Origin of the sequence: Conexibacter stalactiti (assembly GCF_033542075.1) — a bacterium.
In the GTDB taxonomy this organism is placed as follows: Bacteria; Actinomycetota; Thermoleophilia; order Solirubrobacterales; family Solirubrobacteraceae; genus Conexibacter; species Conexibacter stalactiti.
This window is the reverse complement of sequence record NZ_JAWSTH010000005.1, coordinates 69,618-94,522: the sequence shown is the minus strand read 5'-3', so window position 1 is coordinate 94,522 and position 24,905 is coordinate 69,618. Positions and strand designations below refer to the sequence as shown.

25 protein-coding genes are annotated in these 24,905 nt (G+C 70.4%); 15 read left to right on the top strand and 10 right to left on the bottom strand.

What is annotated here, in order from left to right; translation table 11 throughout:
• Nucleotides 1–7 precede the first annotated feature (7 nt).
• The 5 genes from R7226_RS03920 to R7226_RS03900 all read left to right on the top strand — a co-directional run bounded on the left by R7226_RS03920 (nt 8) and on the right by R7226_RS03900 (nt 4,176).
• Nucleotides 8–1,105 (top strand): DUF2600 family protein, encoded by a 1,098-nt coding sequence (locus tag R7226_RS03920; protein ID WP_318595730.1) that lies wholly within the window; start codon nt 8–10, stop codon nt 1,103–1,105.
• Between the two features lie 125 nt (nt 1,106–1,230).
• Nucleotides 1,231–1,800, top strand: coding sequence for a PadR family transcriptional regulator (locus R7226_RS03915; RefSeq protein WP_318595729.1), 570 nt, complete (start codon nt 1,231–1,233; stop codon nt 1,798–1,800).
• 22 nt (nt 1,801–1,822) lie between these two features.
• Nucleotides 1,823–2,536: an ATP-binding cassette domain-containing protein gene (locus tag R7226_RS03910; protein WP_318595728.1), complete on the top strand. Its 714-nt coding sequence runs from the start codon at nt 1,823–1,825 to the stop codon at nt 2,534–2,536.
• 479 nt (nt 2,537–3,015) lie between these two features.
• The gene (locus R7226_RS03905) at nt 3,016–3,618 is read left to right on the top strand and encodes a hypothetical protein (RefSeq protein ID WP_318595727.1); all 603 of its coding nucleotides are present in this window, start codon (nt 3,016–3,018) and stop codon (nt 3,616–3,618) included.
• Between the two features lie 12 nt (nt 3,619–3,630).
• Nucleotides 3,631–4,176 (top strand): helix-turn-helix domain-containing protein, encoded by a 546-nt coding sequence (locus tag R7226_RS03900; RefSeq protein WP_318595726.1) that lies wholly within the window; start codon nt 3,631–3,633, stop codon nt 4,174–4,176.
• Between the two features lie 163 nt (nt 4,177–4,339).
• On the opposite strand, the gene R7226_RS03895 is transcribed toward R7226_RS03900, so the two are convergent.
• Complete coding sequence (locus tag R7226_RS03895) at nt 4,340–4,729, bottom strand: hypothetical protein (protein ID WP_318595725.1); 390 nt, start codon at nt 4,727–4,729, stop codon at nt 4,340–4,342.
• A 173-nt stretch (nt 4,730–4,902) separates the two neighbouring features.
• Here R7226_RS03895 and R7226_RS03890 point away from each other — a divergent pair, with 173 nt between their 5' ends.
• Nucleotides 4,903–5,565 carry a hypothetical protein gene (locus R7226_RS03890; protein ID WP_318595724.1) on the top strand — a complete coding sequence of 221 codons (663 nt, stop codon included), beginning with the start codon at nt 4,903–4,905 and terminating at the stop codon, nt 5,563–5,565.
• Nucleotides 5,566–6,231: 666 nt separating this feature from the next.
• Here the strand turns inward: R7226_RS03890 and R7226_RS03885 are convergent.
• Entirely contained in the window at nt 6,232–6,453 is a 222-nt protein-coding gene (locus R7226_RS03885; protein WP_318595723.1) for a hypothetical protein, read from the bottom strand.
• A 10-nt stretch (nt 6,454–6,463) separates the two neighbouring features.
• On the opposite strand from R7226_RS03885, the gene R7226_RS03880 reads away from it, so the two are divergent.
• On the top strand, nt 6,464–6,808 hold the full coding sequence (locus R7226_RS03880; RefSeq protein WP_318595722.1) for a TetR family transcriptional regulator C-terminal domain-containing protein: 345 nt from the start codon (nt 6,464–6,466) through the stop codon (nt 6,806–6,808).
• A gap of 303 nt (nt 6,809–7,111) precedes the next feature.
• On the opposite strand, the gene R7226_RS03875 is transcribed toward R7226_RS03880, so the two are convergent.
• Nucleotides 7,112–7,999 carry a helix-turn-helix transcriptional regulator gene (locus tag R7226_RS03875; RefSeq protein ID WP_318595721.1) on the bottom strand — a complete coding sequence of 296 codons (888 nt, stop codon included), beginning with the start codon at nt 7,997–7,999 and terminating at the stop codon, nt 7,112–7,114.
• A gap of 102 nt (nt 8,000–8,101) precedes the next feature.
• Between R7226_RS03875 and R7226_RS03870 the strand changes: the two genes are divergently transcribed.
• Both R7226_RS03870 and R7226_RS03865 read left to right on the top strand, forming a co-directional pair.
• Complete coding sequence (locus R7226_RS03870) at nt 8,102–8,953, top strand: SDR family NAD(P)-dependent oxidoreductase (protein ID WP_318595720.1); 852 nt, start codon at nt 8,102–8,104, stop codon at nt 8,951–8,953.
• Entirely contained in the window at nt 8,950–9,927 is a 978-nt protein-coding gene (locus R7226_RS03865; protein WP_318595719.1) for an aldo/keto reductase, read from the top strand. The genes R7226_RS03870 and R7226_RS03865 overlap by 4 nt, the downstream gene beginning before the upstream one ends.
• A 165-nt stretch (nt 9,928–10,092) precedes the next feature.
• On the opposite strand, the gene R7226_RS03860 is transcribed toward R7226_RS03865, so the two are convergent.
• Nucleotides 10,093–10,911 carry an NAD-dependent epimerase/dehydratase family protein gene (locus R7226_RS03860; RefSeq protein ID WP_318595718.1) on the bottom strand — a complete coding sequence of 273 codons (819 nt, stop codon included), beginning with the start codon at nt 10,909–10,911 and terminating at the stop codon, nt 10,093–10,095.
• A gap of 61 nt (nt 10,912–10,972) precedes the next feature.
• Between R7226_RS03860 and R7226_RS03855 the strand changes: the two genes are divergently transcribed.
• From R7226_RS03855 to R7226_RS03845, 3 genes are all read left to right on the top strand, one after another.
• Entirely contained in the window at nt 10,973–11,416 is a 444-nt protein-coding gene (locus R7226_RS03855) for a MarR family winged helix-turn-helix transcriptional regulator (RefSeq protein ID WP_318595717.1), read from the top strand.
• A 789-nt stretch (nt 11,417–12,205) separates the two neighbouring features.
• A complete protein-coding gene (locus R7226_RS03850; RefSeq protein WP_318595716.1) occupies nt 12,206–13,150 on the top strand; it encodes an SDR family oxidoreductase in 945 nt (314 codons plus the stop codon).
• Between the two features lie 229 nt (nt 13,151–13,379).
• Complete coding sequence (locus R7226_RS03845; protein ID WP_318595715.1) at nt 13,380–14,261, top strand: helix-turn-helix transcriptional regulator; 882 nt, start codon at nt 13,380–13,382, stop codon at nt 14,259–14,261.
• Nucleotides 14,262–14,276: 15 nt separating this feature from the next.
• Here the strand turns inward: R7226_RS03845 and R7226_RS03840 are convergent, their stop codons facing one another.
• Nucleotides 14,277–15,155, bottom strand: coding sequence for a LysR family transcriptional regulator (locus tag R7226_RS03840; RefSeq protein WP_318595714.1), 879 nt, complete (start codon nt 15,153–15,155; stop codon nt 14,277–14,279).
• 128 nt (nt 15,156–15,283) lie between these two features.
• On the opposite strand from R7226_RS03840, the gene R7226_RS03835 reads away from it, so the two are divergent.
• Nucleotides 15,284–16,279 (top strand): aldo/keto reductase, encoded by a 996-nt coding sequence (locus tag R7226_RS03835; RefSeq protein WP_318595713.1) that lies wholly within the window; start codon nt 15,284–15,286, stop codon nt 16,277–16,279.
• A gap of 43 nt (nt 16,280–16,322) precedes the next feature.
• On the opposite strand, the gene R7226_RS03830 is transcribed toward R7226_RS03835, so the two are convergent.
• Nucleotides 16,323–17,216, bottom strand: coding sequence for an alpha/beta fold hydrolase (locus R7226_RS03830; protein WP_318595712.1), 894 nt, complete (start codon nt 17,214–17,216; stop codon nt 16,323–16,325).
• Nucleotides 17,209–18,123, bottom strand: coding sequence for an alpha/beta fold hydrolase (locus R7226_RS03825; RefSeq protein WP_318595711.1), 915 nt, complete (start codon nt 18,121–18,123; stop codon nt 17,209–17,211). Before R7226_RS03825 ends, R7226_RS03830 begins: the two co-directional genes overlap by 8 nt.
• A gap of 204 nt (nt 18,124–18,327) precedes the next feature.
• Here R7226_RS03825 and R7226_RS03820 point away from each other — a divergent pair, with 204 nt between their 5' ends.
• Nucleotides 18,328–19,641, top strand: coding sequence for an aminotransferase family protein (locus tag R7226_RS03820; protein WP_318595710.1), 1,314 nt, complete (start codon nt 18,328–18,330; stop codon nt 19,639–19,641).
• A gap of 53 nt (nt 19,642–19,694) precedes the next feature.
• Here R7226_RS03820 and R7226_RS03815 read toward each other — a convergent pair whose 3' ends face one another.
• From R7226_RS03815 to R7226_RS03805, 3 genes are read right to left on the bottom strand one after another with little or no spacing between them, the layout of a single operon-like run.
• Nucleotides 19,695–21,146: an aldehyde dehydrogenase family protein gene (locus tag R7226_RS03815; RefSeq protein WP_318595709.1), complete on the bottom strand. Its 1,452-nt coding sequence runs from the start codon at nt 21,144–21,146 to the stop codon at nt 19,695–19,697.
• Nucleotides 21,143–22,753, bottom strand: coding sequence for a 5-guanidino-2-oxopentanoate decarboxylase (locus R7226_RS03810; protein WP_318595708.1), 1,611 nt, complete (start codon nt 22,751–22,753; stop codon nt 21,143–21,145). The genes R7226_RS03815 and R7226_RS03810 overlap by 4 nt, the downstream gene beginning before the upstream one ends.
• 37 nt (nt 22,754–22,790) lie before the next feature.
• On the bottom strand, nt 22,791–23,660 hold the full coding sequence (locus R7226_RS03805; RefSeq protein WP_318595707.1) for a polysaccharide deacetylase family protein: 870 nt from the start codon (nt 23,658–23,660) through the stop codon (nt 22,791–22,793).
• A gap of 198 nt (nt 23,661–23,858) precedes the next feature.
• Here R7226_RS03805 and R7226_RS03800 point away from each other — a divergent pair, with 198 nt between their 5' ends.
• The gene (locus R7226_RS03800; RefSeq protein ID WP_318595706.1) at nt 23,859–24,845 is read left to right on the top strand and encodes an LLM class flavin-dependent oxidoreductase; all 987 of its coding nucleotides are present in this window, start codon (nt 23,859–23,861) and stop codon (nt 24,843–24,845) included.
• The last annotated feature ends 60 nt before the right edge of the window (nt 24,846–24,905 follow it).

The window sequence follows — 24,905 nt, the reverse complement described above, 5'->3', positions numbered from 1 at the left end:
GCTGGGAATGGCCGACCCCCTTCCGCTCGATCGAGCACAGCTCGCAGCCCTTGCGCGCGCAGCCGCCATTCAGCTCGCGGGCGGACTGCACGCGGTGTCGGCCGAGGTGAAGAGGTGGCGGCAACTCGCCGCTGCAATCCCTGATCCTCTCCTCCGCCTCGACGCGTTGAACGCGCTCGACAACAAGCGCGGTCACACAGACGGCGCGGCGATGTTCTGGACCCTGCCGTCGTGTCGCGACAAGCGCCTCCTGCGCGCGCTGGTCACCTACGAGATCCTCCAGGACTACCTTGACGGCGTCAGCGAGCGCGGCGCCGCCGTGGAGGCAGGCAGCGGGCCGCAGCTCTACCAGGCCTTGGGCGATGCGCTCAACCCTGATCGTCCTCCCGCCGACTACTACCGCGACCACCCGTGGAGAGCAGACGGCGGTTACCTGCTGGGCCTCGTCGAGAGCGTCCGAGCCGACTCCGTCCAGCTCCCGTCGTTCCCGGCGATCCGCCCCGCACTGGAGCAAGAGATCTCGCGCTCCGCGGTCCTTGACCTCAACCACATCATCGTGCCGACGCACCGCGATGGCGCACTCCGCGCATGGGCCGAGCTGGAGTTCCCGGACGCGCAATGGGGTCTGCGCTGGTACGAGCTGACCGCGGCCGCTAGCGGGTGGATCACAACCCACGCCCTGTTCGCGCTGGCCGCCGAGCTACACGTCACCGCCGCCGACGTCGCGGCGACCTACGACGCGTACTGGCCGTGGTACGCGGTGTCGCTCACGATGATTGATTCCTTCGTGGACCAGGCCGCTGACCTCGCGGCTGGCGACCACAGCTACTTCGGTCACTACGAGAGCGCGGCCGACGGCGTGATGCGCCTGGCGCTGCACCTCGAGCGCGCGGCCGCGGCCGTTCGCCGTCTGCCGGGCGGAGAGCGGCACGCCGTCCTTCTCGGCTGCATGATCGCGCTCTACCTCAGCAAGGACAGCGCTCGTACCGGCGAGCTGACCGCCGCGGTCAAACAGCTGCGGCGATCGAGCGGAACGCTTGCACACGTTCTTCTTCCGGTGCTGCGGACCTGGCGGATCTGCAACTCGCAGGCGGCGACGACTTAGTCAAGAAGGAGGAGCGTCGAACGCGAGGTGCTGGTAGCCTACGGCCTCGTTCATCTGGCGTCGCCGTGGGCGGCGCGTTCGGATAGAGCGGGGAACGAGGGTGCGGGAAGCGGATCGGGGGCGCGATGTACAGCAACCTGTTGCTCGGGGAGGCGATCGGACGCCGGACCTACGGGTACGAGCTGGTAAGCCGCCTGAGAGCGGTCAACGAGTTGTTTGGACTGACGGAGTCGTCCGTCTACTCGTGCATCAATCAGCTGGAGAAGAGAAGACTGCTCGAGACCATAGAGGAGAGAACCGGGCCGGAGCACTGGAAATGGCGCAAACGAATCCAGGCGACCGACAGAGGTGTCGAGTACTACCGCTCCTGGATGGAATCGCCCGAACGACGACGCCCGATCCGCGAGAGCATCCACATGCAGATGCTCGTCGCTACCGACGACGACATCCCAGTACTCATCAAGACGCTCGACCAGCTGATCGACGACTGTGAGAAGCAGATCGCCAACGTGTTCGAGTTGACCAAGGAGATGGCGGCGACCGACGCCGTCAGAAACGAGTTCGCCGTCCCACTGGTCCGTCGCGCTTTTCTCGGCACGCTGGCGACCGATCTGGAATGGGCGCAGATGTCGCGGGCCGAACTCGCGGAGCGTGCAATCGCCCTCGGCGGCCAGCGCAACGGCGACTCGGAGTAGACCGGGCGCGACGACGGCGATCATGCTCCTCAGCCTCGAACGGGCGACGACGCACCGAGCACTCGATACGGAGTCGGGCCAAGGGGTGGTCGATGTCACCCTCGCCGTCGACCGCGGCGGGTTCGTGGGTGTGTGGGGCGTTCGGCGCTCCGGCAAGACGGCCCTCCTCCGACTCGCGGCGGGACTCGAACGCCCCAGTGATGGCTCGGTGAGGATCGATGGTCGGGATACATCAGGAATGTCCGAAGCCGAGCGAGGCCGACTCCGGCTGACGACGATCGGACTCGTCGACCAAACGGAGCCGCACAACCGCGAGGTCGCGCTCGAAGACCTCGTCGCGCTCCCGATGCTGTCCGCAACGCGCCGTCGAGAAGCCCACAGGCGAGCGCTGGAGGTGTTGAGCTACGTAGATCTCGGCGACCGTGCCAAGGTCCGCTGGTGCGAGCTGTCGAGTTCGGAACGGACGCTTGCCCGAACCGCACGTGCGATCGTGCGACGGCCAGCGCTTCTGCTCGTCGACGAGCCAGCGCTCGACCTCGGCGCCCTTCAAGAGGAGCGCGTCGTGCAGCTTCTGCGGAGACTGGTCCAAGAGCTTGGGGTAGGCGTTCTCATGGCATCGGCATCGATGTCGGCCCTCCACCCCGCGAGACAGCTGTTCGTCTTGAATGAAGGCCGGCTGACGGTCTTGAACAGCCGGACCGGGGGCACGATCGTTCCGTTCCCCGCCTCGAACTAGCCTCGCCCTCGCCCGTCAAATATGGTGAATACCCGGCATTAGGTGCTTGCCGGGAGCGTCGTCGCAGCCCTAGCGTGCGGAGCGCAGAGCGTTGTTCGTTCCTCTCTCTGCGAGACGGTCATGACCCACGTGCATCCAACAGCCCAGCTCGATCTTGTGCATCCGATCGCACTGGTGCGGTTCGGATGCGATTTGCCAGGTGATCGGGCTGCAGCGGCTCGGGCAGATCATCATCTCGCGGTCCCGGCTTCTACCCCTCGCCGGGACCGCGAGCGTGGGTCGAAGTGTGCTTTCAGACTTCGTCCGAGCCGAGCGGCGTATCCCACTCCCAATCGGGTCGACGTACGCTCCAGCGCGAAGGTGCGCCTGTTATGGACCCGGACGATGTGCAGCCTCGGCCAACCGTCCGCTGCTCCCCCCGGTAGCGCTGACGGTGGTCGAGGCTGCATCCCCTCTTCGACACAACAGTCGAGCGCGGCTTGACGAAGTCGGAGGTCTTCAGCGACGGAGCGGCCGGTCTCGGCTTTGTCACGATCGTGGATGGCATCCGGAAGCTCGACGTCGAGATCGTCAGGGGCTTGCTCGAACCAACGGCAGACGTCGGCCGCGGGATGGAGCAGCCAGTAGTCGACGTCGCAAGCGAGACGGTCGATGACCTCGCCGCGATCCTTGAGTCCGTAGCGCGTCAGGCCCTCGCGCTGCACCGGGCCGTGCTCGCGATCAGAGGAAGACACGGCCGTGAACCGTTGCAGCTGAACCTGAAACGCATGCAGTCCGCCGCTGCCGCGGAGCTGGCAACAGGAGTGCACTCCCCCGATCGGGCGGTTCTGCTCGCCAGCTACTTGCCGTTCTCGGTCGGGAGTCCGGCTCTCGCGGCGGCGCTCCGCACTACGGAATGCGCCTACGAGTGGGAGGGTCTGACGCTCGGCGAGGTCTTGGCCGCTTTCCGCGATTCCGACCACCACCGTGCTGCCGTCGTCCTCGGTGCTGCCGCGCTACATCCAGCGACGCAATGGATCGAGTGCGATCGGCAGCAGCTTCGAGCGCTCGCAGTGGCGCTTGAGCGGCAAGCGGAGGGCTGAAGCATTCCGTCGGTGCTTCGCGCTGGCGGCGACGCTGCGCTCGTCGCGATCGCCAGAGCGCTCGACCACAGGCAGCGACGGTTGATCTTTGCGCACCTTGAGCGACATGGCGAAAGCAGCCCTCTCGATGTGGCCGAGGCGTCGGGCGCCAGCCTTTCGAACATCAGCTACCACGTGAGGGTCCTCCACCGGGCGGGGGTACTTCGACGCACCAGACGAGTTCAACGTCGCGGTGCCATACAGAACTTCTACGTGTTGGACGAGGATGCCGTCAGATACCTGGAAGCGTTGCGTAGGGTGAGCCCTGGGTCGACGCCCCCCTCCGGCGAACCGGCGGATGACTGGGGGACTCTTCTCCGGGAACGCCGAGAGAAGCTCGATCTCCAACTAGATGACGTGGCCAACGTCGTCGGGGTGACGCCTTCGGTCCTCGCGATGATCGAAGCTGGACGTGCTCAGCCTGCGCTGCAAACGCTGCGTAAGCTCGCCCAGCTTCTCGGGCTTCAGCTCAGATTGGAACACCACGGCGGCACGGACGACGCGCCTGGTGGCGTCTAGCCGATCAGCTAGCCCCGGTGTCGCGCTGGCTGAGCGTCAGCAGCCACGCGAAGATCGGCCTAGAACCGGCGTGATCAGGCCGATTCCGCGATAGCTTGGAGTCGAGGGTCGGCTAGCGCCGGCGTTCCGGACAAGGGGAGAAGCACGTCGTGAAACCGCGTTTTCAGATTATCGCAATGCTCGCTGCAGCTGCCGCGCTGGGGGTCGCGCCGGCAGCGTCAGCTGCGAAGACCGTCAGACTGAATGCCAGCGCGAGACTGACGCGATTCAGCAACAAGGACGGCATTGACAGCTTCAGAGGGAGCGCTACCGGCACCTTGCCGGGAGCGGTGACCGCGCGGCTCCGTCTCAGGCTCAGATCGGTCACGGGCAGCGTGACCTTCCACCCCCGCGGTGGATCGATCCGCCTCAGAGTCAACGGAAGACCGAGCAGCCTCAGCTCACTCACCGGGGTCATGACCGTCATCGGCGGGACGGGACGCTTCGCAAACGCGAGCGGCACCGCCGGGTTCAATGCGACGCTCGACCGGAGTACTTGGAAGGCGAACGTCACCGCAGCCGGTGTCCTCACCTACTGACCTCTCGCGGCGCCTGGTCTGTGCGCTCGCTGCGGCTCTCTGGATCGCCGTCCTCGCTACGTTCGCGGCGTCTATCGCGACAGGCCGTCCGGCAGCCAGCCTGACGGTCGAGCTCGGGGCCGACGCGCGGCTTGCACAACCGACCCAGGTGCGCCTCCACATCCAGATCGACCGCCGCGTCGCGGCCGTGGCACGAACGCTGCGCGTTCACTATCCCCGTGGCCTTGATCTGATCGGCTCGGGACTTGGTCTCGCCGAGTGCCGCCTTGAGCGGACGACGTTCGCGGAGGTCTTCATCGCCAACCCGCATCGGCTCGGCGGGTGCCCGCAGAACGCGGTGATCGCCACCGGGACGGTGGTCGGCGAAGTGCGGCTGGACCCGCTGACGATAGGGGAGGTCGGGACCTTCACGCTGATGACCGGGCCGTTCGGGGACGACGGGCTGGAACTCGTCGGCCTCGTCGAAGGCATCAACCCATTCGGTGCGCTTCTCGCCTACCAGGGCGAACTGCGAGAAGCGGGCGGCCGATACGGCGGGACGATTGAGATGAGACTGCCCTGGATCCCGATACTGCCGTACGACACCGCCGACGTCGCGCTGCTCGACATCGAGGCGACGATCGGCAGCACAGACATCATCTACGCTCGCGAAGGCGTTCGCGGAGTCGTGCAACGCTGGCGCCCGGAGGGGCCGCGGCTTCCTACGAAATGCGCTTCAGGCGGGATGCCGTTCGAGGTGGAGATCGACTTCTCGGACGGCAGCAGAACACGCGCGAGAGCGAAGGCGCGCTGTCCTTTGCCCAGCCGGTGAGTGCGCGCTAGAGCTGTAGGTTCTGACAAGCCTGTGGCGCAGCGAGCCGAGGTGCTCGACGAGGGTCGCCGCGCGCGGCGACCGCGAAGTAAAGCGACAACATCTCCTCGCCCCATCTGGGAAATCGCCACGCGACCAGCAGGCCGATGCCAACCCAGAACGGCAGCTCCGACCCGGCCAGCGTCCGTACGACCTCCATGCCAGCAGCGTATGGGTCCGACCTGCCACATTCCTAACGCCAGACATCAGCGGTCTTGCTGAAGATCGCTGCAAAGAAGACGGCGGCTCGGCCGTTCGCAGCCTGTCGCGCGTGGCTCTGACTGTCACAAAGGCACGTACCTGCACATTGAACTCGGCCGCTGAGGTGAACCCGTCCTGCGCGAGGTTGGCCTTGCACGAGAAGCGAAGCGTGCGGGATGTCGTAGTCGGCACACGCGCAGTGAAACGGCCGGCTCTGTCGGTGGTCACTTTGCCCGACGGCTTGCAGGCAGCGCCCCGCGCGCCGCGCCGCGGGACCAGCCGCCGCGCGTCGACCTGCAGCGTCGCACCGGCGATCGCTCTGTCGTTCTCATCGACCAGGCGACCGCGCACGTCGAGGCGCAACCGCTGCTGCAGCACAAGCCGCCCAGGCACTGAAAGAGCACGAGCGAGAAGACGACATCCGAGTCAAGCCCCCCGCTGGCCTCCGACGATGACGTCCTGGACGGCGTCCTTGCGCTCGCCCACCGCGTCGGCCCGGCGAAGCTCACGCTCGCCGCCGCGGCCCGGGAGGTCGGCCTCTCCCCCGCCACGCTGATCCAGCGCTACGGCACCAAGCACGCGTTGCTGCTCGCCGCCGACCGCCGCGGCGTGGAGCTGTGGGTCACCCCGGTCGAGGAAGCCGAGCACCCCTCGCCGCTTGGACCGGGTCGTCGAGGGCCTGGTCGGCGCCGTCGACCCGGACATGACCCCGGAAGCGATGGCCAACTCGGTGGCCATGCTGCAGCTCGATCTCGTCGAACCCGACTTCCACGCGGAGACACTGCGCGGAGCCCGGCGGCTGCGCGCCGCCCTCCAGCGCCATCTGCTGGCGGCGTCAGACGCCGGCGAGCTGCGCAACGACATCGACATCGCCGCGCTCGCCAAGCTCGTCGAGACCACCTACCACGGCGCGATGATCGGCTGGGCACTGCACCGCGAGGGCTCCCTCCCCGCCTGGATGCGCCAGCAGATCGAGGCGGTTCTCGCGCCGCTGCGGGCCTAGACAGGACGGAGCGGCCGGGTGATCCGAGCGCCCGGTGAAGGGTGGCCGGCGACGCCGCGCGGGGTGCGTGGTTGCCAGGCGGTTGCCCGGCCGCCCGCGACGGCACGGAACTTGCCGCGACCGTCACGCCCGCGCCGGTCGCCAATCACGAAAGAACGACCGCCCCAGAGGGCGGTCGCGAGACTTCGATATAGCGGGGGCGGGTTCTTGACGCATATCCCCGACCAGGCCTACCAGTTCGTCGAGGTGCGGAAACTGAGTTAGACCGGCAGTTGACGACGCCGGGCACCTGTCGCGATTCGCTCAGCCGGGCTCGGTCGTGCGTGCCGCTTCTTCGCTTTCGGTCGTGGCGGCCCAACTGCCGAGGAGCTGGAGCGCGTCTGCGCTAGGGGAGCCGGGCTCGGGGGTGTAGGTGATGAGGGTCAGGCCGGGGTCGGCGGTGAGTTCGAGGCGGTTGTAGCTGAGGGTGAGGTCACCGACGACGGGATGGTGGAACTGCTTGGAGCCTGTGTCGTGAAAGCGGACGTTGTGCGCGGCCCAGCGGGTACGGAACTCGTCGCTCTGGGTCGCGAGTTTGCCGACGAGGTCGGAGAGGTCGCGGTCGTGAGGGTCGCGGCCGGCGGCTGCGCGGAGGATCGCGACGGTCTCGGTCGCGACGCGCTCCCAGTCGCCGTAGGCGTCGATCGCGCGTGGGTCGAGGAAGACGTAGCGGGCGGCGTTGACGGGCCGCTCGGGTGCGGCGTACAGCTCGGAGAAGAGTGCGCGGCCGAGCTGGTTTGAGGCGAGGTGGTCGAGGCGTTGGTTGCCGACGATCGCGGCGGCGCCGGTGATCGCGTCGAGGCTCCACTGCACCTCAGGCCGCACGCTCGGCTTGGCGGTGCGGCGGCGACGTGGCGCGGCGGCGGCTGCGGGTTGCGCGGCGCGGGCGAGGTCGAAGAGATGCGCGCGCTCGGCGTCATCGAGGTGGAGTGCCCCGGCGAGCGCGTGCAGGACGCCGTCGGAGACGCCGCTGATCTCGCCGCGCTCCAGCCGGGTGTAGTAGGGCGTGCTGACACCGGCGAGCACGGCGACCTCCTCGCGGCGCAGGCCGGGGACGCGGCGGGCGCCGTAGGAGGCCAGTCCCGCCTGCTGGGGAGTGATGCGGGCGCGGCGGGAGGTGAGGAATTCGCGGATCTCTCTTCTGGTCTCCACGTCGTTGAGCCTAGCCACGGCGCCGCGCGTCTGGGTGACCCTGTCGGTATCTGTCAGAACAGGGTCTCTCAGCTTCTGCGAAGCGGTGGTTCACTCGATCGCATGACTTCGAACAGAACATGGTTCATCACCGGAGCGGGGCGCGGCATGGGCGTCGACTTCGCGAAAGCCGCGCTCGCGGCCGGCAACAACGTCGTCGCGACCGGCCGCAACCCTGACGCCGTCGCGAGCGCGCTCGGCGCCGCCGACAACCTGCTGGTCGTGAAGCTCGACGTGACGAGCGCGCAGGACGCGGAGGCGGCGGTCGCGGCGGCCGTCGAGCGCTTCAGAACGCTCGACGTGCTCGTCAACAACGCGGCGAGCTTCTATGCGGGCTTCTTCGAGGAGCTGACGCCGGAGCAGATGGAGCGGCAGCTCGCGGTGACGTTGTTCGGCCCGATGAACGTCACCCGCGCGGTGCTGCCCGTGATGCGGCGGCAGCGCTCCGGGCATGTCGTGACGATCTCCTCCTCGGCCGGCTTCGCCGGGTTCGAGTACGGCACCGCCTACGCCGCGTCGAAGTTCGGCGTCGATGGCTGGATGGAGTCGCTCGCCCCGGAGATCGAGCCGTTCGGGATTCACACCACGGTCGTCAATCCCGGGTTCTTCCGCACCGAGCTGCTGACGAAGGAGTCGACCAACTACGCCCCTGCGACGATCGACGACTACGCCGAGCGCAACGCCGCACAACACGAGTTCTGGGACGGCATGAACGGAAGACAGGGCGGCGACCCCGCCAAGCTCGCCCAGGCGCTCGTGACGATCACCGAGCTGGAGCAGCCACCGTTCCGATTCGTCGCTGGCGCCGACGCGATCGAGCAGGCCGAGCAGAAGCTCGCCGAGCGCCGGCAACAGATCGACGCCCACCGCGACCTGTCGTCGTCGCTGGCGATCGCCGAGGAGGCGACAGCATGAAGCACGTATCTCTCAACGGCCTCGAGGTCTCGCGCCTCGGACTCGGCACGATGGCGATGTCCGGCCTCTACCTCGATCCTGCCAGCAGCGAGGCGGAGTCGATCCGCACGATCCATCGAGCGCTCGACCTCGGCGTCACCCATCTCGACACCGCCGAGATCTACGGCCCCTTCGCCAACGAGGAACTCGTCGCCCGCGCCATCAACGGCCGCCGCGACGAGGTCGTGCTCGCGACGAAGTTCGGCCTCGTCTCCCACGCCGGGGACGGCCCCGGGGCGCTCGACAGCAGCCCCGCGAACATCCGCACCGCGGTCGAAGGCTCGCTCAAGCGCCTGGGCACCGACCACATCGACCTCTACTACCAGCACCGCGTCGACCCGAACACGCCGATCGAGGAGACCGTCGGCACGCTCGCCGAGCTGGTCGCCGAGGGCAAGGTGCTGCACATCGGCCTCTCCGAGGCCGGCCCGCAGACGATCCGTCGCGCACACGCCGTGCACCCGATCGCCGCGTTGCAGACCGAGTACTCGCTGTGGACCCGCGATCCCGAGGAGGAGCTGCTGCCGCTGCTGCGCGAGCTGGGGATCGGGTTCGTGCCCTACTCGCCGCTCGGGCACGGCTTCCTCACCGGCAGCATCAGATCGCCTGAGGACCTCGCAGACGACGACTGGCGCAAGACCAACCCGCGCTTCACGCCCGGCAACTTCGAGAAGAACCTCCGCATCGTCTCGGAGGTCATGATCGTCGCCGCCCAGCTCGACGCGACTCCAGCCCAGGTAGCGCTCGCGTGGCTGCTGGCGCAGGGCGACGACATCGCCCCGATCCCCGGCACCAAGCGCGTCGCACGCGTCGAGGAGAACGTCGCCGCCGACACGATCGTGCTCAGCGCCGAGCAGCTCGGACAACTCAACGACCTCACACCCGCGACGGGCGAGCGCCACGAGCCGGCGATCATGGCCTCAGTCGATCGGTGAGGAGGGACGCATTCCGGTCCTGAACGACCCGCACCAGCACGACGACGAACGCGCGTCGCAGGTGCATCCACCAGGCGGGTTCTTGACGCATCCCCGACCACCGGGGCTACCGCTTCGTCGAGGTGCGGAAGCTGCCGTGAGGCGGGTTGCCGTTCGAACCGGCGACTAGAGGATCCCCTCCCGGGCGGCCACGTGGATGGTCGGCACAGTCGGCTGGAAGCCGAGCTCGCGCGCGAGCGATCCGTCCATGCGGCCTGACCAAGGGTTCGTCAGCGGCTCGGACGACCCCTCGATTGAGTCGCCGGCGAACTGGGCCATCTCGTAGACGGTCACCGGCGCGTCGTCGGTGACGTTGACCAAGCGGCCGTCCATCGCCCCGGTCAGCGCGAGGCGAACGGCGATCGCGACGTCACGGTGATGAGCCACGGAGTACGCCTGAGCGGGATGCATCCCGAACCGCGGGGCCAGCGCCGGGATGGACCCGAGGTGCCCGTCGCCGTCACCGTAGACGAACGGGAGACGCAGGATCGCCCACGTCAAGCCGCTATCCCGCAGCAGCGTCTCAGCGGCGAGCTTGCTCGCCGGGTAGGCAGCCGTCGGCGTGGCAGTGTCGCCCTCGCGGCTTGGACGCGGAGCGTCAGCGTCATACACGTTGCCGGTGCTGGCCATCACGAAGCGGGCCCGCGGCGCATGGGCCTTGACGGCGTCGACCAGGTGGCGAGTGCCGTCGCGGTTCGCCCGCCAGATGGCGTCCTCGTCATCTGTGCGGAAGAGCGCGGCGAGATGTACGACCGCCTCGATGCCGTCCACCGCCTTCCGCAGCGAGCCGGGATCGCCGAGGTCGCCGCGCACGCCGGTCGTGCCGGCCGGAAGCGCGACGTCACCGCGGACCAGCGCCCGGCAGTCGAAGCCGGCCTCAGCCAGGCGCGGCAGCAGGCGCGAGCCGACGAGGCCAGTGGCCCCGGTGACCAGAATCGCAGGCAAAATCGTCTCCTTGATTGATCGTCAGTAGAACTGACGATCAGCGTAGCAGTACAATCGTCGCATGACCAGCGAAGCGGACTTGGGGCCGCGTCTGAGCCGCCGACTCGCTTACCTGCTCAAGCGCGCCATGGTGGACCTCGACACCCTGCATGAGCAGCACCTCAGGCCATTCGGCATCACGGCCCGCGAGCTTGCGGTGCTCCTGTTCCTCGACGGCCGGGAGCCCGAATCCCAGCAGCAGGCGGCCGCGCACCTTGGCGTCGACCGCACGACGATGGTCGGCCTCCTCGACGCGCTCGAGGGCAAGGACCTGGTCGCCCGCCGTCCGGACGTCGAGGACCGGCGCCGCAACGTCATCGTGCTCACAGACACCGGCCAAGCGACGCTCCGAAAGGCGATGCGCGCGAGCGACGCGGCCGAACGACAGCTGCTCGCCGAGCTTGACGACCGCGAGGCCGCTCAGCTGCGCGAGCTGCTCAAGCGCGTCACCTCCGGACGCGCGTAGAGAGAATGCACGGGACGCGCCGCTCCAGACGAGCTACCGCCGCGCGATCCCTACGGCAGACCGATCATCCGGGCTGAACCACTCGAATCGCGACTGATCGCCTGGATCCGTTCGCCGGTACTTCAGAGGAACGCAGTCCTACCCGGCACCGCGACAAGCGCGGTGCCGGAGGCGGTACCGGCGGGGGTCAACCCCGCGATCGCCACGGCATCGAGATACGCGTCCGTGCGGCGTTCTGCCGCGGCCGTCGCAGATCCGTCTTTAAGGCGGCTTCTGAACACCATCCTGCGACCGGGTACCGGTTCGTGGCGGTGCGAAATCTCAGCTGACGACTTCGGCCTCGCCGGCTCGATCGGGTGCGCCTCACATCAGGTTCGGTGTGTGCATCTCGGAGAGGGGCGGCGGGCGATGTTGGCGTCGAAGAGCGCTGACGGCGGATGCGATTGCGCTCCACCGTCACCATCAACTCGCGCACGGCGCGGGAGCCCTCGGACAGCGCAGCCGGGCGCACCGATCCGGCGGCCATGATCGTCAGACCCTCTGTCAGCAGCGGGCTCAGGCCCAACAGGTCTGTCAGCAGCCTGGCGGCGCGCGCCGATCAGCGGCCGCTTCGTGAAGACCTTCCTGCCACCGGGCGATCGTCTCGGCGGTCACCTTGAACGGCCGCTGTCCCCGGACCGTAGCGGGGGATCGCCGCTCCCAGGATGCACGCGCTCTGAATGCGACGGCATTTGCCTGCCACCGTGGCGTTCGCCGCAGTGCACCCGATCCCGCTTTGGAGCCATGCCCATGCCCCGCACGAAACCCGACATCACCGTTCCCAACCTCACCGGCAGGCTCGCCCTCGTCACCGGCGCCAGCGACGGCCTCGGGTTCGCCCTCGCTGGGCGCCTGGCGCGCGCCGGCGCCGAGGTGCTGATGCCGGTCCGCAACGCCGAGAAGGGCGAGGCCGCCGCGGCGCGCATCCGACAGGCGAACCCGTCCGCTCAGATCCGCACGCGCAGGCTCGACCTGTCGTCGCTGGAGTCGGTCGCCGCCCTGGCCGACGAGCTGCAATCGGAGGGCCGGCCGATTCACATCCTCGTCAACAACGCGGGCATCATGACGCCGCCCAGGCGTGAGGAGAGCGCGGACGGCTTCGAGCTGCAGTTCGCCACCAACCACCTCGGCCACTTCGCGCTCACGGCGCATCTCCTCCCGCTCCTGCGGGAGGGCGGGGCGCGGGTGACGACCCAGTCGAGCGTCGCGGCGAGATCCCACGGGGTCCACTTCGACGATCTCCAGTGGACCAGGAGCTACGACCGGAACAAGGCGTACGCCAGCTCGAAGATCGCCGTGTCGCTGTTCGGCATGGAGCTGCACCGCCGCAGCGTCGCCGACGGGTGGGGCATCGTCAGCAATGTCTCGCATCCGGGCATCACCGCCACCAACCTGCTCGCGTCACACCCCGAGATGGGTCGTCCCAGAGACACGCTGGCGGTGCGCTTCATCCGCTTCGCCGCCAGTACGCACCTGCCGATCGCGCAGACCGTCGACGACGGGATCCTGCCAGCGCTGTTCGCGGCGACGAGCCCCGAGGCGCAGGGCGGGAGGTTCTACGGTCCCCGAGGCTTCCAGCGGATGACCGGCGCGCCCGCGGAGCAGGAGCCGTATCGGTACGTCGCCGACGAGGACGCGGCGAGACGCGTCTGGACGATCTCCGAGCAGCTCGCCGGCGTCCGCTTCCCGGACTAGATGGGTGACGCCACGACCTGCACGGCCATCTGCACGCGCCCCGCGGCGCCGGATCGTCACCCGCCGAACCGGCAAAGGGGATCCTCCCTGCCCTGTCTCGGCGCGCGGCGCCCGGCATGCACGATGCACGCGCATCTGACCACGACCGCCGTGGGATCAACCATCTAGGCGCGTCCACCGGGATCGCCGATCCCTGGCTACCGACCTCCAACTGACCCATACTGAACGGATGCAACGAGCCGATCTGGCCGACTTCCTCCGCCGCCGCCGCGAGGCGCTCAGGCCCGAGGACATCGGCCTCCTTGCCGGCGCGCGCCGGCGCACGCGCGGCCTGCGCCGCGAGGAGGTGGCATTGCTGGCGGACATGTCGACCGACTACTACACGCGGATGGAGCAGGGGCGCGGGTCGCAGCCGTCGCAGCAGATGCTGGCGTCGATCGCGCGCGCCCTGCGCCTCAACCAGGACGAACGCGACCACCTCTTCCGGCTCGCGGGCCACACTGCGCCGGCCCGCACGCGTGCGTCGGACCACGTCAGCCCCGCGCTGATGCGCGTGCTCGACCGGCTCGACGCGCCAGCCCAGGTGATGTCCTACCTCGGCGACACGCTCGTGCAGAACGCGCTGGCGATCGCGCTGCTCGGGAGACAGACGCACCACACGGGCCCGGCGCGCAGCGGCGGCTACCGCTGGTTCACAGATCCGCGCGAGCGGACGATCTACCCGCCCGAGGACCAGGACAGGCACGCCCGCGTCCTCGTCTCCGGCCTCCGCGCGATGATGTCCCGCTACCCCGGCGACGCCCGCGCCGAGGAGCTCGTGGAGCTCCTCACCCGCGAAAGCCCGGAGTTCGTCGAGCTGTGGGCCGAGCACGAGATCCACATCCGCCGCGAGGCGCGCAAGCGCCTCGTCCACCCCACGGTCGGCGTCCTCGAACTCGACTGCCAGATACTGATCGCCGAGGAGAACGGCCAGTCGCTGCTCGTCTACACCGCGACGCCGGGCACCGAGTCCTACGACAAGCTGCAGCTGCTTGCGGTCCTCGGCTCGCAGCGCTTCGACGACCGGACCGCCGAGGCCGCGGCCGAGTCGGCGCGCACGACCACCTCGTAGCGCGCCTCGGCCCTCTCACGCGCGCGCCGTCACGGACATCGCGTCGCGGATGCGACGGACGGCGGCAGGCGGCGTGCCGAGCGGCCAGAGCACGAGCAGCGGGAGCGTGACCTTCGCCTGGAGCGGGACCTCGACGACGCCGTCCAGCGGCGGCACACCAGCAGGCGTGAGCGCGACGGCATTGCGGGCGGGGACCTCGACGAGTGCGGAGGCGATCCCGGTGACCCGCGCCTCGACCGGCTCGACGCGCGCTCCTGCGGCGGCCAGGCGTTCGAGCAGCAGGTCGGTGAACGCGGTTCCCCGCGGGCTCCAGGTCAACAACCGCTCGCCGTCGAGCTCGGCCAGCGCGATCGGCCCGCCGCCGGTCAGCCGGTGTCCGGCCGGCACCCACAGCGTGGTCGGCGTCGGGCGCAGGGGCGCGCTGTCGATATCGGGCTCGCTGCCGCTCGTGCGCGCGAGCACGACGTCGAGGTCCCGATCGCGCAGCATCCGGCGCACGTCTCGCGGGCGGACCTCCACCAGCGCGACCGAGACGTCGGGCGCACCGTCGCGCAGCGCGGCGACCGCCTCCTGCGCGTCGCGCGGACCGATCGCCGGCGAGACCCCAACGCGGACGGTTCCCTGCAGTCCGCGGCCGATCTCCCGCGCAGCCTCGAAGGCGCCGTCCGCGGCGGCCAGCGCGGCGCGACCGCGCTCCAGCAGCGCGCTGCCGGCGGGCGTGAGCCTGACCTCGCGCGTCGTGCGCTCGACGAGCTGCACGCCGAGCTCGCGCTCGAGCTGCGCGACCGTCTTGGAAACCGCCTGCTGACCGACGAACAGACGCTCCGCCGCGCGCGTGAAGCTCAGCTCCTCCGCGAGCGCGATGAACGTCCGCAGTTGGCGCAACTCGGTCACCGCGCAGACGATAGCCGGCGCGATCACGCCGATCGGGCGTGACGACACGCCTGCCCGGCGTTTCACTTCACGCCGGCCGGCGAGCAGCATAGAGGTGGTCGTCTCCAAAACAATCGAAAGGCAGCACCATGATCACCCGCCACCTCGGCAGCACCGGCCCGCGGGTGTCCGCGATCGGGCTCGGCGCGATGGGCATGTCGGACCTCTACGGCCCCAGCGACGAGGGCGAGAGCATCGCCACGATCCACGCCGCGATCGACGCCGGCGTCACGCTGATCGACACCGGCGACTTCTACGGCATGGGCCACAACGAGCGGCTGATCGCCAAGGCGCTCCGAGACCGCGACCGCGACGCCGTCCAGATCAGCGTCAAGTTCGGCGCGTTGCGCAGCCCCGAGGGCGTCTTTGCCGGCATCGACGGCCGTCCCGCCGCGGTGAAGAACTTCGTCGCGTACTCGCTCGACCGCCTGAGCACCGACCACATCGATGTCTACCGGATCGCGCGCGTCGACCCCGCGGTGCCGATCGAGGAGACCGTCGGCGCGATCGCCGAGTTGGTGCAGGCCGGCCACGTGCGCCACATCGGCCTCTCGGAGGCAGGCGCGGAAACGATCCGCCGGGCAGCCGCCGTGCATCCGATCAGCGACCTGCAGATCGAGTACTCGCTGCTGTCACGCGGGATCGAGGCCGAGATCCTGCCGACCGTCCGCGAGCTGGGCATCGGCGTCACCGCCTACGGCGTCCTCTCGCGCGGCCTGCTGAGCGGCCGCTGGAGCCCGCGTCGCGCGCTCACGGCCGGCGACTTCCGCAGCTTCAGCCCGCGCTTCCAGGGCGACAACCTCGCGCGCAACCTCGAGCTCGTCGACGCGCTCGGCAAGATCGCGGCGGACAAGGGCGCGAGCACCGCCCAGATCGCGATCGCCTGGGCACTGACGCGCGGCGACGACATCGTGCCGCTCATCGGCGCCCGTCGCCGCGAGCGGCTGCACGAGGCGCTCGGCGCATTCGACCTCGAGCTCACGCCCGACGACCTCTCACGCATCGACGAGGCAATCCCCGCCGGCGCCGCTGCCGGCGACCGCTACCCGGCTCACGCGATGGCAGAGCTCGACAGCGAGCGCTGACGGCCGGTGCGGGGTCGCGACGTCGACCCCGCACCGGCGACGTTCAGCCGTCTCTGAGGCAGCGCAGCGCGAACGGCTCGATCAGACGCGCCGCCTCGGCGGGCCGCTCGCGATGGGGGAAGTGGCCGCAGCGCGTGACGACGTTGAAGTCGAGCGGAGCGCGCGTCGTGCTGAGCACCTCGAACAGCCCGTGACCGTGCTCGACCGGCGCCAGCGGATCGTGCGCGCCCCAGACGATCGAGATCGGCGTCTCGAAGCCCACGTCGCGGCTGTGAGCGTAGAGGGCCGCCTTCGCGCCGCCCTGGTCGAGCGCGCGTTCGAGCGCCGTGTCGACGTCGCCCAGCAGCTCGGCCGCGCGCCGGTGCGGCTCGTCCGCGGTGTGCTCCGCCAGGCGCGCCACGAGCTCGGGCGTCACGTGCGCAGCGCTGTAGGAGAGCCGCTCCAGCGCCCACCGCTGCGAAGCCGCCGACCAGCGCGGCGGCGGCGAGAGCAGCGTGAGGTTGCGCATCTCTGCGACCGCCGGCGCTGTCGTGTGGCCGGCGACCAGCGCAACGCCGTCGACAGCGATCCCTTCCGGTCGCTCGCGCGCGCAGTCGAGCGCCAGCAGCGCCGCCTCGCCATGGCCGACCAGCACGACGCGCTCGGCGCCCAGCTCGGCGAGCATCGCCGCCAGCCACGCCTTCGTCCCCGTCAGCGTCAGCTCGCCGAAGTCGCTCAGCGTGCTGGCGCCGACGCCCGGCGTGTCGAGTGCGAGCACGCGGGGCACGCGCAGCCGATCCAGCAGCGGCTGCCACAGCTCAGCGGCCCCGACGTACGGCGACTGCCCGGCGAGCCCGCCGTGCAGCAGCACGAGCGCCGCGGGACCCTCGCCGCGCTCGAGCACGCGCGTCTGCCCGCGCCCGCCGCGAACGAGCCTGCGGTCATGGATCTCATGCATGGTCGTAGCCGCCTTCCTCGACGAACCGTCCGAGCGTGTCGTAGAACCACTCCGGCTGCTCGCGGAACGGGAAGTGGCCGGCCTTGTCGACCATGTTGAGCACGGTGCGGGGCTCGAACGCGGAGAGCGTCTCGAGCAGCCGGTAGGCGCCGGTCGCACGCGCGGTGCGGTCGTTGAGGCTCCAGATCACCTGGACGGGGCGCTGCAGCCGGCCCTCGGCCAGCCAGCCCAGCGTCTCGCGCTTGTCGCGCGCCAGCTGAGGGTTGAAGACAGTTGCCATCAGCCTGCGGTCGCGGATCCGCTCGACCGCAGCCCGATGGGCAGGATGGACGAGCACCTGGTAGGACTGCTCGACCCATTCGTCGGTGACCGCTTCGCGCAGGTGGCAGTAGTTCTCATAGACCCAGCGCGCGCTCTCGCGCGTGAAGGACGGCGCGGGCGGCCGGGCGAGCACCACCTCGTTGGTCGACACGTCCGGCATCAGCGTCCCGGAGTTGACGATCGTCAGCGAGCGCACGAGGTCGGGGCGCAGCAGGGTCGCGCGCGTGACGATGTAGCCGCCGCGCGAGTGGCCGACGAGATGGACCGGCGGCAGCTCCAGTGCCTCGATCAGACCGAGCAGGTGGTCCACGACATACCCCATCGTGTGGTCTGCGTCGGCCTCCGGAGCGGGGGTGTATCCCTGGCCCGGCTTGTCGTACGCGATCGTGCGAAACGACCTGGACAGGGCCGCGAACGTCCCGTCCCAGGCGTACGCACCGCCCTGCGACTCGGCGGTGCCCCAGTTGCCGCCGTAGACGAAGATGACGGGCGTTCCCGAGCCAGCCTCGACATGCCAGGTCGGCAGTCCGCCGACGTCGAGCCAGGACGGCGCGGGCAGGCCCGGGTAGCGGGGTATCTCTTCCATGCTGCTCCTATCGCGGGAAGCGGGGACGGCTTCACAGCCTCGAACGGCAGACCGCTTCGCGCCACAGACCCGCGCACAACGTCGACGGCGGCGCGTTGGAGGATCCACGACGGCCCGCCGTCCTTGTGACACGGACGAAAAGCGGCTGTCACGTTCGTGGTCTGGGTGATTGCGCCGAACCTGGCGCCGCCGCACGCTCCGACCATGAACGACACCGGACACCTCCAGGGCGCGAGTCCGCTCTGGCACCCGTTCGCCGACATGGGCGCGGTCGCACGCGACAAGCTCGTGCTCGAACGCGCCGACGGCATCTGGGCGTGGGACGCCGAGGGCCGCCGCTATCTCGACGCGACAGCGAGCCTCTGGTACGCCAACCTCGGCCACGCGCGCGACGAGATCGCCGCGGCGATCGCGGACCAGCTCGGCGCCCTCGACGCGTACAGCATCTTCGGCGACTACGCCAACCAGCCGGCGCTCGAGCTGGCGGAGCGGCTGGCTGCGCTGGCCCCCTCCCCCGGCATGAAGGTCTTCCTCGGCTCGGGCGGCGGCGACATGGTCGACACCGCCGTCAAGGTCGTGCGCGCGCACTTCGCGCAGACCGGCCAGCCGCAGCGGACCCATCTGATCAGCCGCACGCACGGCTACCACGGCACGCACGGGCTCGGCACGAGTGTCGGCGGCATCCCCGCCAACACTGGCGGCTGGGGTCCGCTCGTGACCGACGTCTCGGTCGTGCCCCACGACGACGCCGCCGCGCTGGAGCGCGAGATCGAGCGCGTCGGGACCGAGCGGGTCGCCGCGTTCTTCTGTGAGCCGGTGATCGGCGCCGGCGGCGTGCGCCACGCGCCGGCCGGCTACATCGAGGCGGTCGCCGAGATCTGCAAGCGCCACGGCGTGCTGTTCGTCGCCGACTGCGTGATCAGCGGCTTCGGCCGGCTTGGCACCTGGTGGGGCATCGACCGTTGGCCGGTCCAGCCCGACCTGATCACGGTCGCCAAGGGACTGACGAACGGCGTCCTGCCCGTCGGCGCGCTGCTGGTCGCCGAGCACGTCGCGGCGCCGTTCTTCCCGGACGCAGCGGGCGCGCCAGTGCTGCGCCACGGCCCTACATACGCCGGCCACCCCGTCTGCTGCGCGGCGGCGCTGGCCGCACTCGACGTCTACGAGCGCGACGACGTGATCCGCCGCGGGCGCGACCTGGAGGACGCGCTCGCGGCCGTGCTGCGCCCGCTCGCCGAGCACCCGCTCGTCGGCGAGGTGCGGGCCGGGCTGGGCCTGATGGCGGCGATCGAGCTGAGCGAGGACGTGCTGCGCGCCGCGCCCGACGCACCCGCGCGCTGGGTCGCGGCCGGCCGCGAGGCGGGCGTGCTGGTGCGGCCGCTGGCCGGCGCGATCGCGCTGTCGCCGCCGCTGGTGATCGAGGAGGACGAGATTGCGCTGCTGGGCACGCGGCTCGCGAACAGCCTCGAGCTGCTGTCCGACGCGCTGGCGCCGGCCGCGGCGCGCAGCGCCGGCTGACGCCGCGCGGCACGGGTGCGGGTCGCGGCCGACCGGCCGCGACCCGCACCCGCTCACAGCTGCACGATGACCGACTTCGTCTCCGTGTAGAGGTCGAGCGCGTCGGGGCCCAGCTCGCGGCCCCAGCCCGACTGCTTGAAGCCGCCGAACGGCAGGCTCGGATCGGTCGCGTGGTACGTGTTGACGTAGACCGTGCCGGCGTCGATTGCCGAGGCCAGCCGGTGGGCCTTGGAGAGGTCGCTCGTCCACACGCCGGCGGCCAGCCCGTACGGCGTGTCGTTAGCCTCGCGCGCGATCTCGGCGATGTCGTCGAACGGCTGCGCGACGACGACCGGCCCGAATATCTCCTCGCGCACGACGCTGGCGTCCCGCGGCGCGTTGACGAGCACCGTCGGCTGCACGAACCAGCCGCGCTCGCCGTGCCGGCCGCCGCCGGCGAGGGCCTCCGCGCCGTCGCGCAGGCCCGCCTCGATGTACCCGGTGACGCGCTGCATGTGCTCATCGGAGACCAGCGGTCCGATCTCCGTCGCCGGGTCGGTGCCCGGGCCGATCGCCAGCTCGTCGGCCAGCCGGGCGACGCCGCCGACGACCTCGTCGAAGGCGTCGCGCTGGACGTAGAGCCGCGAGGCGGCGGTGCAGACCTCGCCCTGGTTGGCGAAGATGCCCAGCGCCGCGCCGGCCGTCGCCGCCTCGAGGTCGGCGTCGGCGAAGACGACGTTGGGCGACTTCCCGCCGAGCTCGAGGCTGACCTTCTTGAAGTTGCCCAGCGCGGCGGTCGCGATCAGGCGGCCGGTCTCGGTCGAGCCGGTGAACGCGACCTTGTCGACGTCCGGGTGCGCGGCGATCGCCGCGCCCGCTGTGTGCCCGAGCCCGTTGACGACGTTGACGACGCCGTCGGGCAGGCCGGCCTCGAGCAGCAGCTCGCCCAGTCGCAGCGCCGTCAGCGGCGTCTGCTCGGCCGGCTTGAGCACGACCGTGCAGCCGGTCGCCAGCGCCGGGCCAAGCTTCCATGCCGCCATCACGAGCGGCAGGTTCCAGGGGATGATCTGGCCGACGACGCCGACCGGCTGACGCAGCGTGTACGCGTGCCACGGACCCGGCCGCGACGGCGTCGCGGTCGTGCCGCAGATCTTGGTCGCCCAACCCGCGTAGTAGCGCAGCACCTCGGCCGCCGCAGGCACGTCGACGTGCCGGGCGGCCGTCAGCGGCTTGCCGTTGTCGAGGCTCTCCAGCAGCGCGAGCTCGTCGGCGTGCTCCTCCAGCAGGTCGGCCGTCCGCCACAGGATCTTGCCGCGCTCGGAGGGCGACGCCGTCGACCACGTCGCGAACGCGCGCCGGGCGGCCTTGACCGCGCGGTCGACATCGGCCGCCGAGCCGCTGGCCACCGCGACCAGCAGCTCGCCGGTCGCGGGGTCGTGCGACTCCAATGTCGCGCCGTCGAGCGCGGGCTCGAAGCGGCCGTCGATCAGCAGTCCGCGCTGCACCGCCGGAAGCGTGTGGGTCATCGGTCCTCCATTCGCATGTCGATCAACGTCGGTCCGTCGGCCGCGAGCGCGCGAGCGAGCGCGTCGGGCAGGTTGTCGGCGCCGTCGAGGGTCTCTCCGCGGGCGCCCAGTCCACGCGCGACGGTCGCGAAGTCGGGCGCGAGGAGGTCGACGCCGACCGGCGCGATGCCGCGCTCGATCATCTGGCCCCTGATCTGGCCGTAGCCACCGTCGGTCGCGACCACCAGCGGCAGCGGCAGCTTCAGCTCGACCGCCGTCGCCAGCTCGGGGAGCGTGAACATCAGGCCGCCGTCGCCCATCACCGCCACGACCTGGCGGTCCGGCCGTGCGACCTTGGCGCCGATCGCGGCCGGCAGGCCGTAGCCGAGCGTCGAGGCGCCAGTCGGGTAGAGGTAGGAGCTGGGCACCCGCCGCCACAGCGGCCGCGTCAGGCCCATGTAACAGACGCGCGCGCTGTCGCCCGCAACGATCGCGTCGGGCTCGAGCACGTCGGTCAGCGCCTCGCAGATCGGCGCCCACGGCGCGCCGATGGCCGCGCTGCCCTGGTCGAGCGCGGCGCGCAGGGCGGCGGCGCAGGCGACGCCGTCTCGGTGGCCATCCGCGCCTTCGGCGCCGGCGCGGACGCCGCGCTCGTCGAGGCTCGCCTCCAACCGCCGCAGCACCGCGGCCGCGTCGCCGAGCAGGGGCAGGTCGGCGACCGCGTTGCGATGCAGCTGCGCGCGGTCGACGTCGATCCGCAGCAGCGTGCCACCGAACTCCGCCCGCTGGCCCGCGAGGTCCGTGTCCGCCAGCTCGGTGCCGATCGCGAGCACGACCCGCTCGCCGTGCAGGTGCTGCCAGGCGCGTGGCGAGCGCAGCGCGACGCCGACCGCGAGCGGATGGTTCTCGTCGAGCACGGCCTTGCCGTTGGTCGTCGACAGCACCGGGGCGCCGAGCCGCTCCGCCATCCGGAGCACCTCGGCAGCCGCGCCTCGCGCACCGCCCCCGACGACGATCGACGCGGCGCCCCTCGCCCGCGCGAGCAGGTCGGCGGCCTGCTCGATCGCGTCCGGATCGGGCGCGACGACAGCCGCCGGCCGGATCGCCGCCGCGAACGGGTCGGTCGCGCCTTCGAGCACGTCGAGCGGCACCTCGACGTGGACCGGACGCGGGCGTTCGGTGCGGAAGCCGGCGAACGCCTCGGCGATCGTCTCCCCCGCCTCTTCGGCGCTCTCGACCCGCCGACTCCAAGCCAGCAGCCGGCCGACGCCGCCGCTCGCGTCCTTGAGCTCGTGCAGGAACCCGCTGTCGCGCCCCTCCAGCCCGCGCGGCAGGCCGGGCGATACGACGAGCATCGGGATCGAGTCGGCATAGGCCGTCGTCGCGGCCACCAGCACGTTCATCAGCGCCGGGCCGGCCGTCACCAGGCAGACGCCCGGCCTTGCGCTGACGCGCGCGTAGCCATCAGCCGCGTACCCGGCGCCCTGCTCATGGCGCGGCGTGACGTGCGCGATCCCATGCGCGCCGAGATGGCGGTACAGCTCGAGGTTGTGTGTGCCCGGGATGCCGAAGACGTGCTCGACGCCATGCGCGGCGAGCGTGCGGACGACGACCTCGCCGCCGGTCATCGGCCGCCCCGATGCCGACGCGCGACGCCGCGCGCGCTCACCGCCGGAAGTCCTGCTCGAGCGTCCAGGCGGCGAGGTCGCTCTTGCGCGTCCACCACACGCGCTCGTGGCGCTTGACGTGCTCGAGCACTCTGCGCAGCGTCGGGATGAAGGCGGGACGGCCGGCCATGTGGCAATGCAGCACGATGTCGGCCCACTTCGGACGCCCGCGCTCGCCCTCGGCGTACAGCGTGTCGAACATCGCGATCGCGTTCTCGCCGAAGACGCTCGGCGCCGCTCTCGGCGCGACCCAGTGGATGTAGTCGTTGGCGACGACGTTGACCTTCGGCAGCAGCGCGAGCTTGCGCGCGCCGACGTCCTGCACGAAGGGAACGTCGTCGCTGGCGTCGTCGCCCGTCCAGGTGACGCCCTCGTCGAGCAGGATCTCGTTCGTGTGCTCGCTGCCGGAGCTGCCGGGGCTCGCCCAGCCGGTCGAGCGCACCCCGCTGGCGCGTTCGATCGCGTCGATCGTTCTGCGCACGTTGTCGCGCTCGTCCTGCGGCGTCGCGTCCGGCATGAACTTGTCGTTGACCCAGCCGTGGGCGACCAGGTCGTGACCGCCGGCGGCGAGCGCGGCGAGCACCTCCGGGTGCCGCTGGGCGATGAGCCCGGAGACGGAGAACGTCGCCTTCACGTCGAGCTCCTCGAACAGCTCGACGAGCCGCCACACGCCCGTGCGCACGCCATACTCCCCGTAGGAGAGCGAGAACTTGTCGACCGCGCCCGGTCTGGCGACGAGCGCCACCTGCGACTGACGCTCCCACGCCTCCAGCGCGACGCCGACTGTCATCGCGGTCGACTCGCCGCCCGGCCAGCGGACCTTGCGCCACGCGGACTCGGGGATCACTGAGCTTGCTGTATCGGTCATCTCCCGATCGTCGCGACCGGCCGGCCCGCCGTCTCCCGTGGTTCGCACAAAGCGCGCGCGCCGGCCTCGTGCGCGCCGCAGCGGCGCGCGCCGACGGCGGACGCACGAAAGCGGCGCGGTGCGTTTGCGGATCGCACGATTGCCGACGCGCGAGCGACCGTCGAGGCTCACTCCAAACACCAAGGAGGAACGATCCCCATGAGTCTCTCGCTCGGCTTCTGGGCGCCGATCAGCACCGGCGGCTGGAAGGAACGACACGGGGGCGACGACCCCGTCGACCCCACTTGGGAGCAGCTCAAGCAGGTGACGCTCACCGCCGAGCAGCTCGGCTTCGAGTACACGCTGATCGCGGTGCGCTGGTTCGGGCCCGTGCTGGAGGCGCTGACGACGACAGCCGCGCTCGCCGCCGTCACAGAGCGCATCCACATGATCACGGCAGTCCACACCGATCTGATCCAGCCGCAGGTGATCGCGAAGATGGGCGCCAACATCGACCAGATCAGCCGCGGCCGCTTCCACATCAACCTCGTGTCCGGCAACGACATGCCGACCCACGTCCGTCAGCACACGATGTACGGCGGGACCTGGCACGAGCACGACGACCGCTACGCACGCTCAGCGGAGTACATCCGCGCGATCAAGCAGATGTGGTCCCAGCAGCCCGCCACGATGAGAGGCGAGTACTACGAGCTCGACGCCGTCGACCTGCAGCCCAAGCCGGTGCAGCAACCCTTCCCGCCGACATTCGTGGGCGGCTCCTCAGAGGCGGGCCGCGAGCTGACCGCGGTCGAGTGCGACTGGTTCTTCCTGCATGGCAAGGACGTCGAGTCGGCCGCCGAGCTGATCGCCGACGTGCGCCGCCGCGCGGAAGCGCACGGTCGCACGGTGCGCTTCGCGCTGAGCACGTTCGTGATGTGGGGCGACCGGCGCGCCGACATCGAGCGCCGCGTCGAGGAGCTCGCCGAGCTCGGCAAGACCGACCGCCTCGCCGCGATCCACACCGAGGGCCTCAAGAGCGGCACCTGGGGCACGCCGCAGGACGTCGCCGACCAGATCGCCCGCTACCAGGAGCTCGGCGTCGAGATGGCGCTGCTGCAGTTCGACCCGATCGAGCAGGAACTGCCGCGGTTCGGCGCTGAGGTGATGCCGCTCCTCGACGTCGCCCCGGCGACGACGACCGCCTGACCAGCCGGGAGCGTCGCGGGGGCAACGAAAGGGGGGCGGCGGCGCCGATGGCGCCGCCGC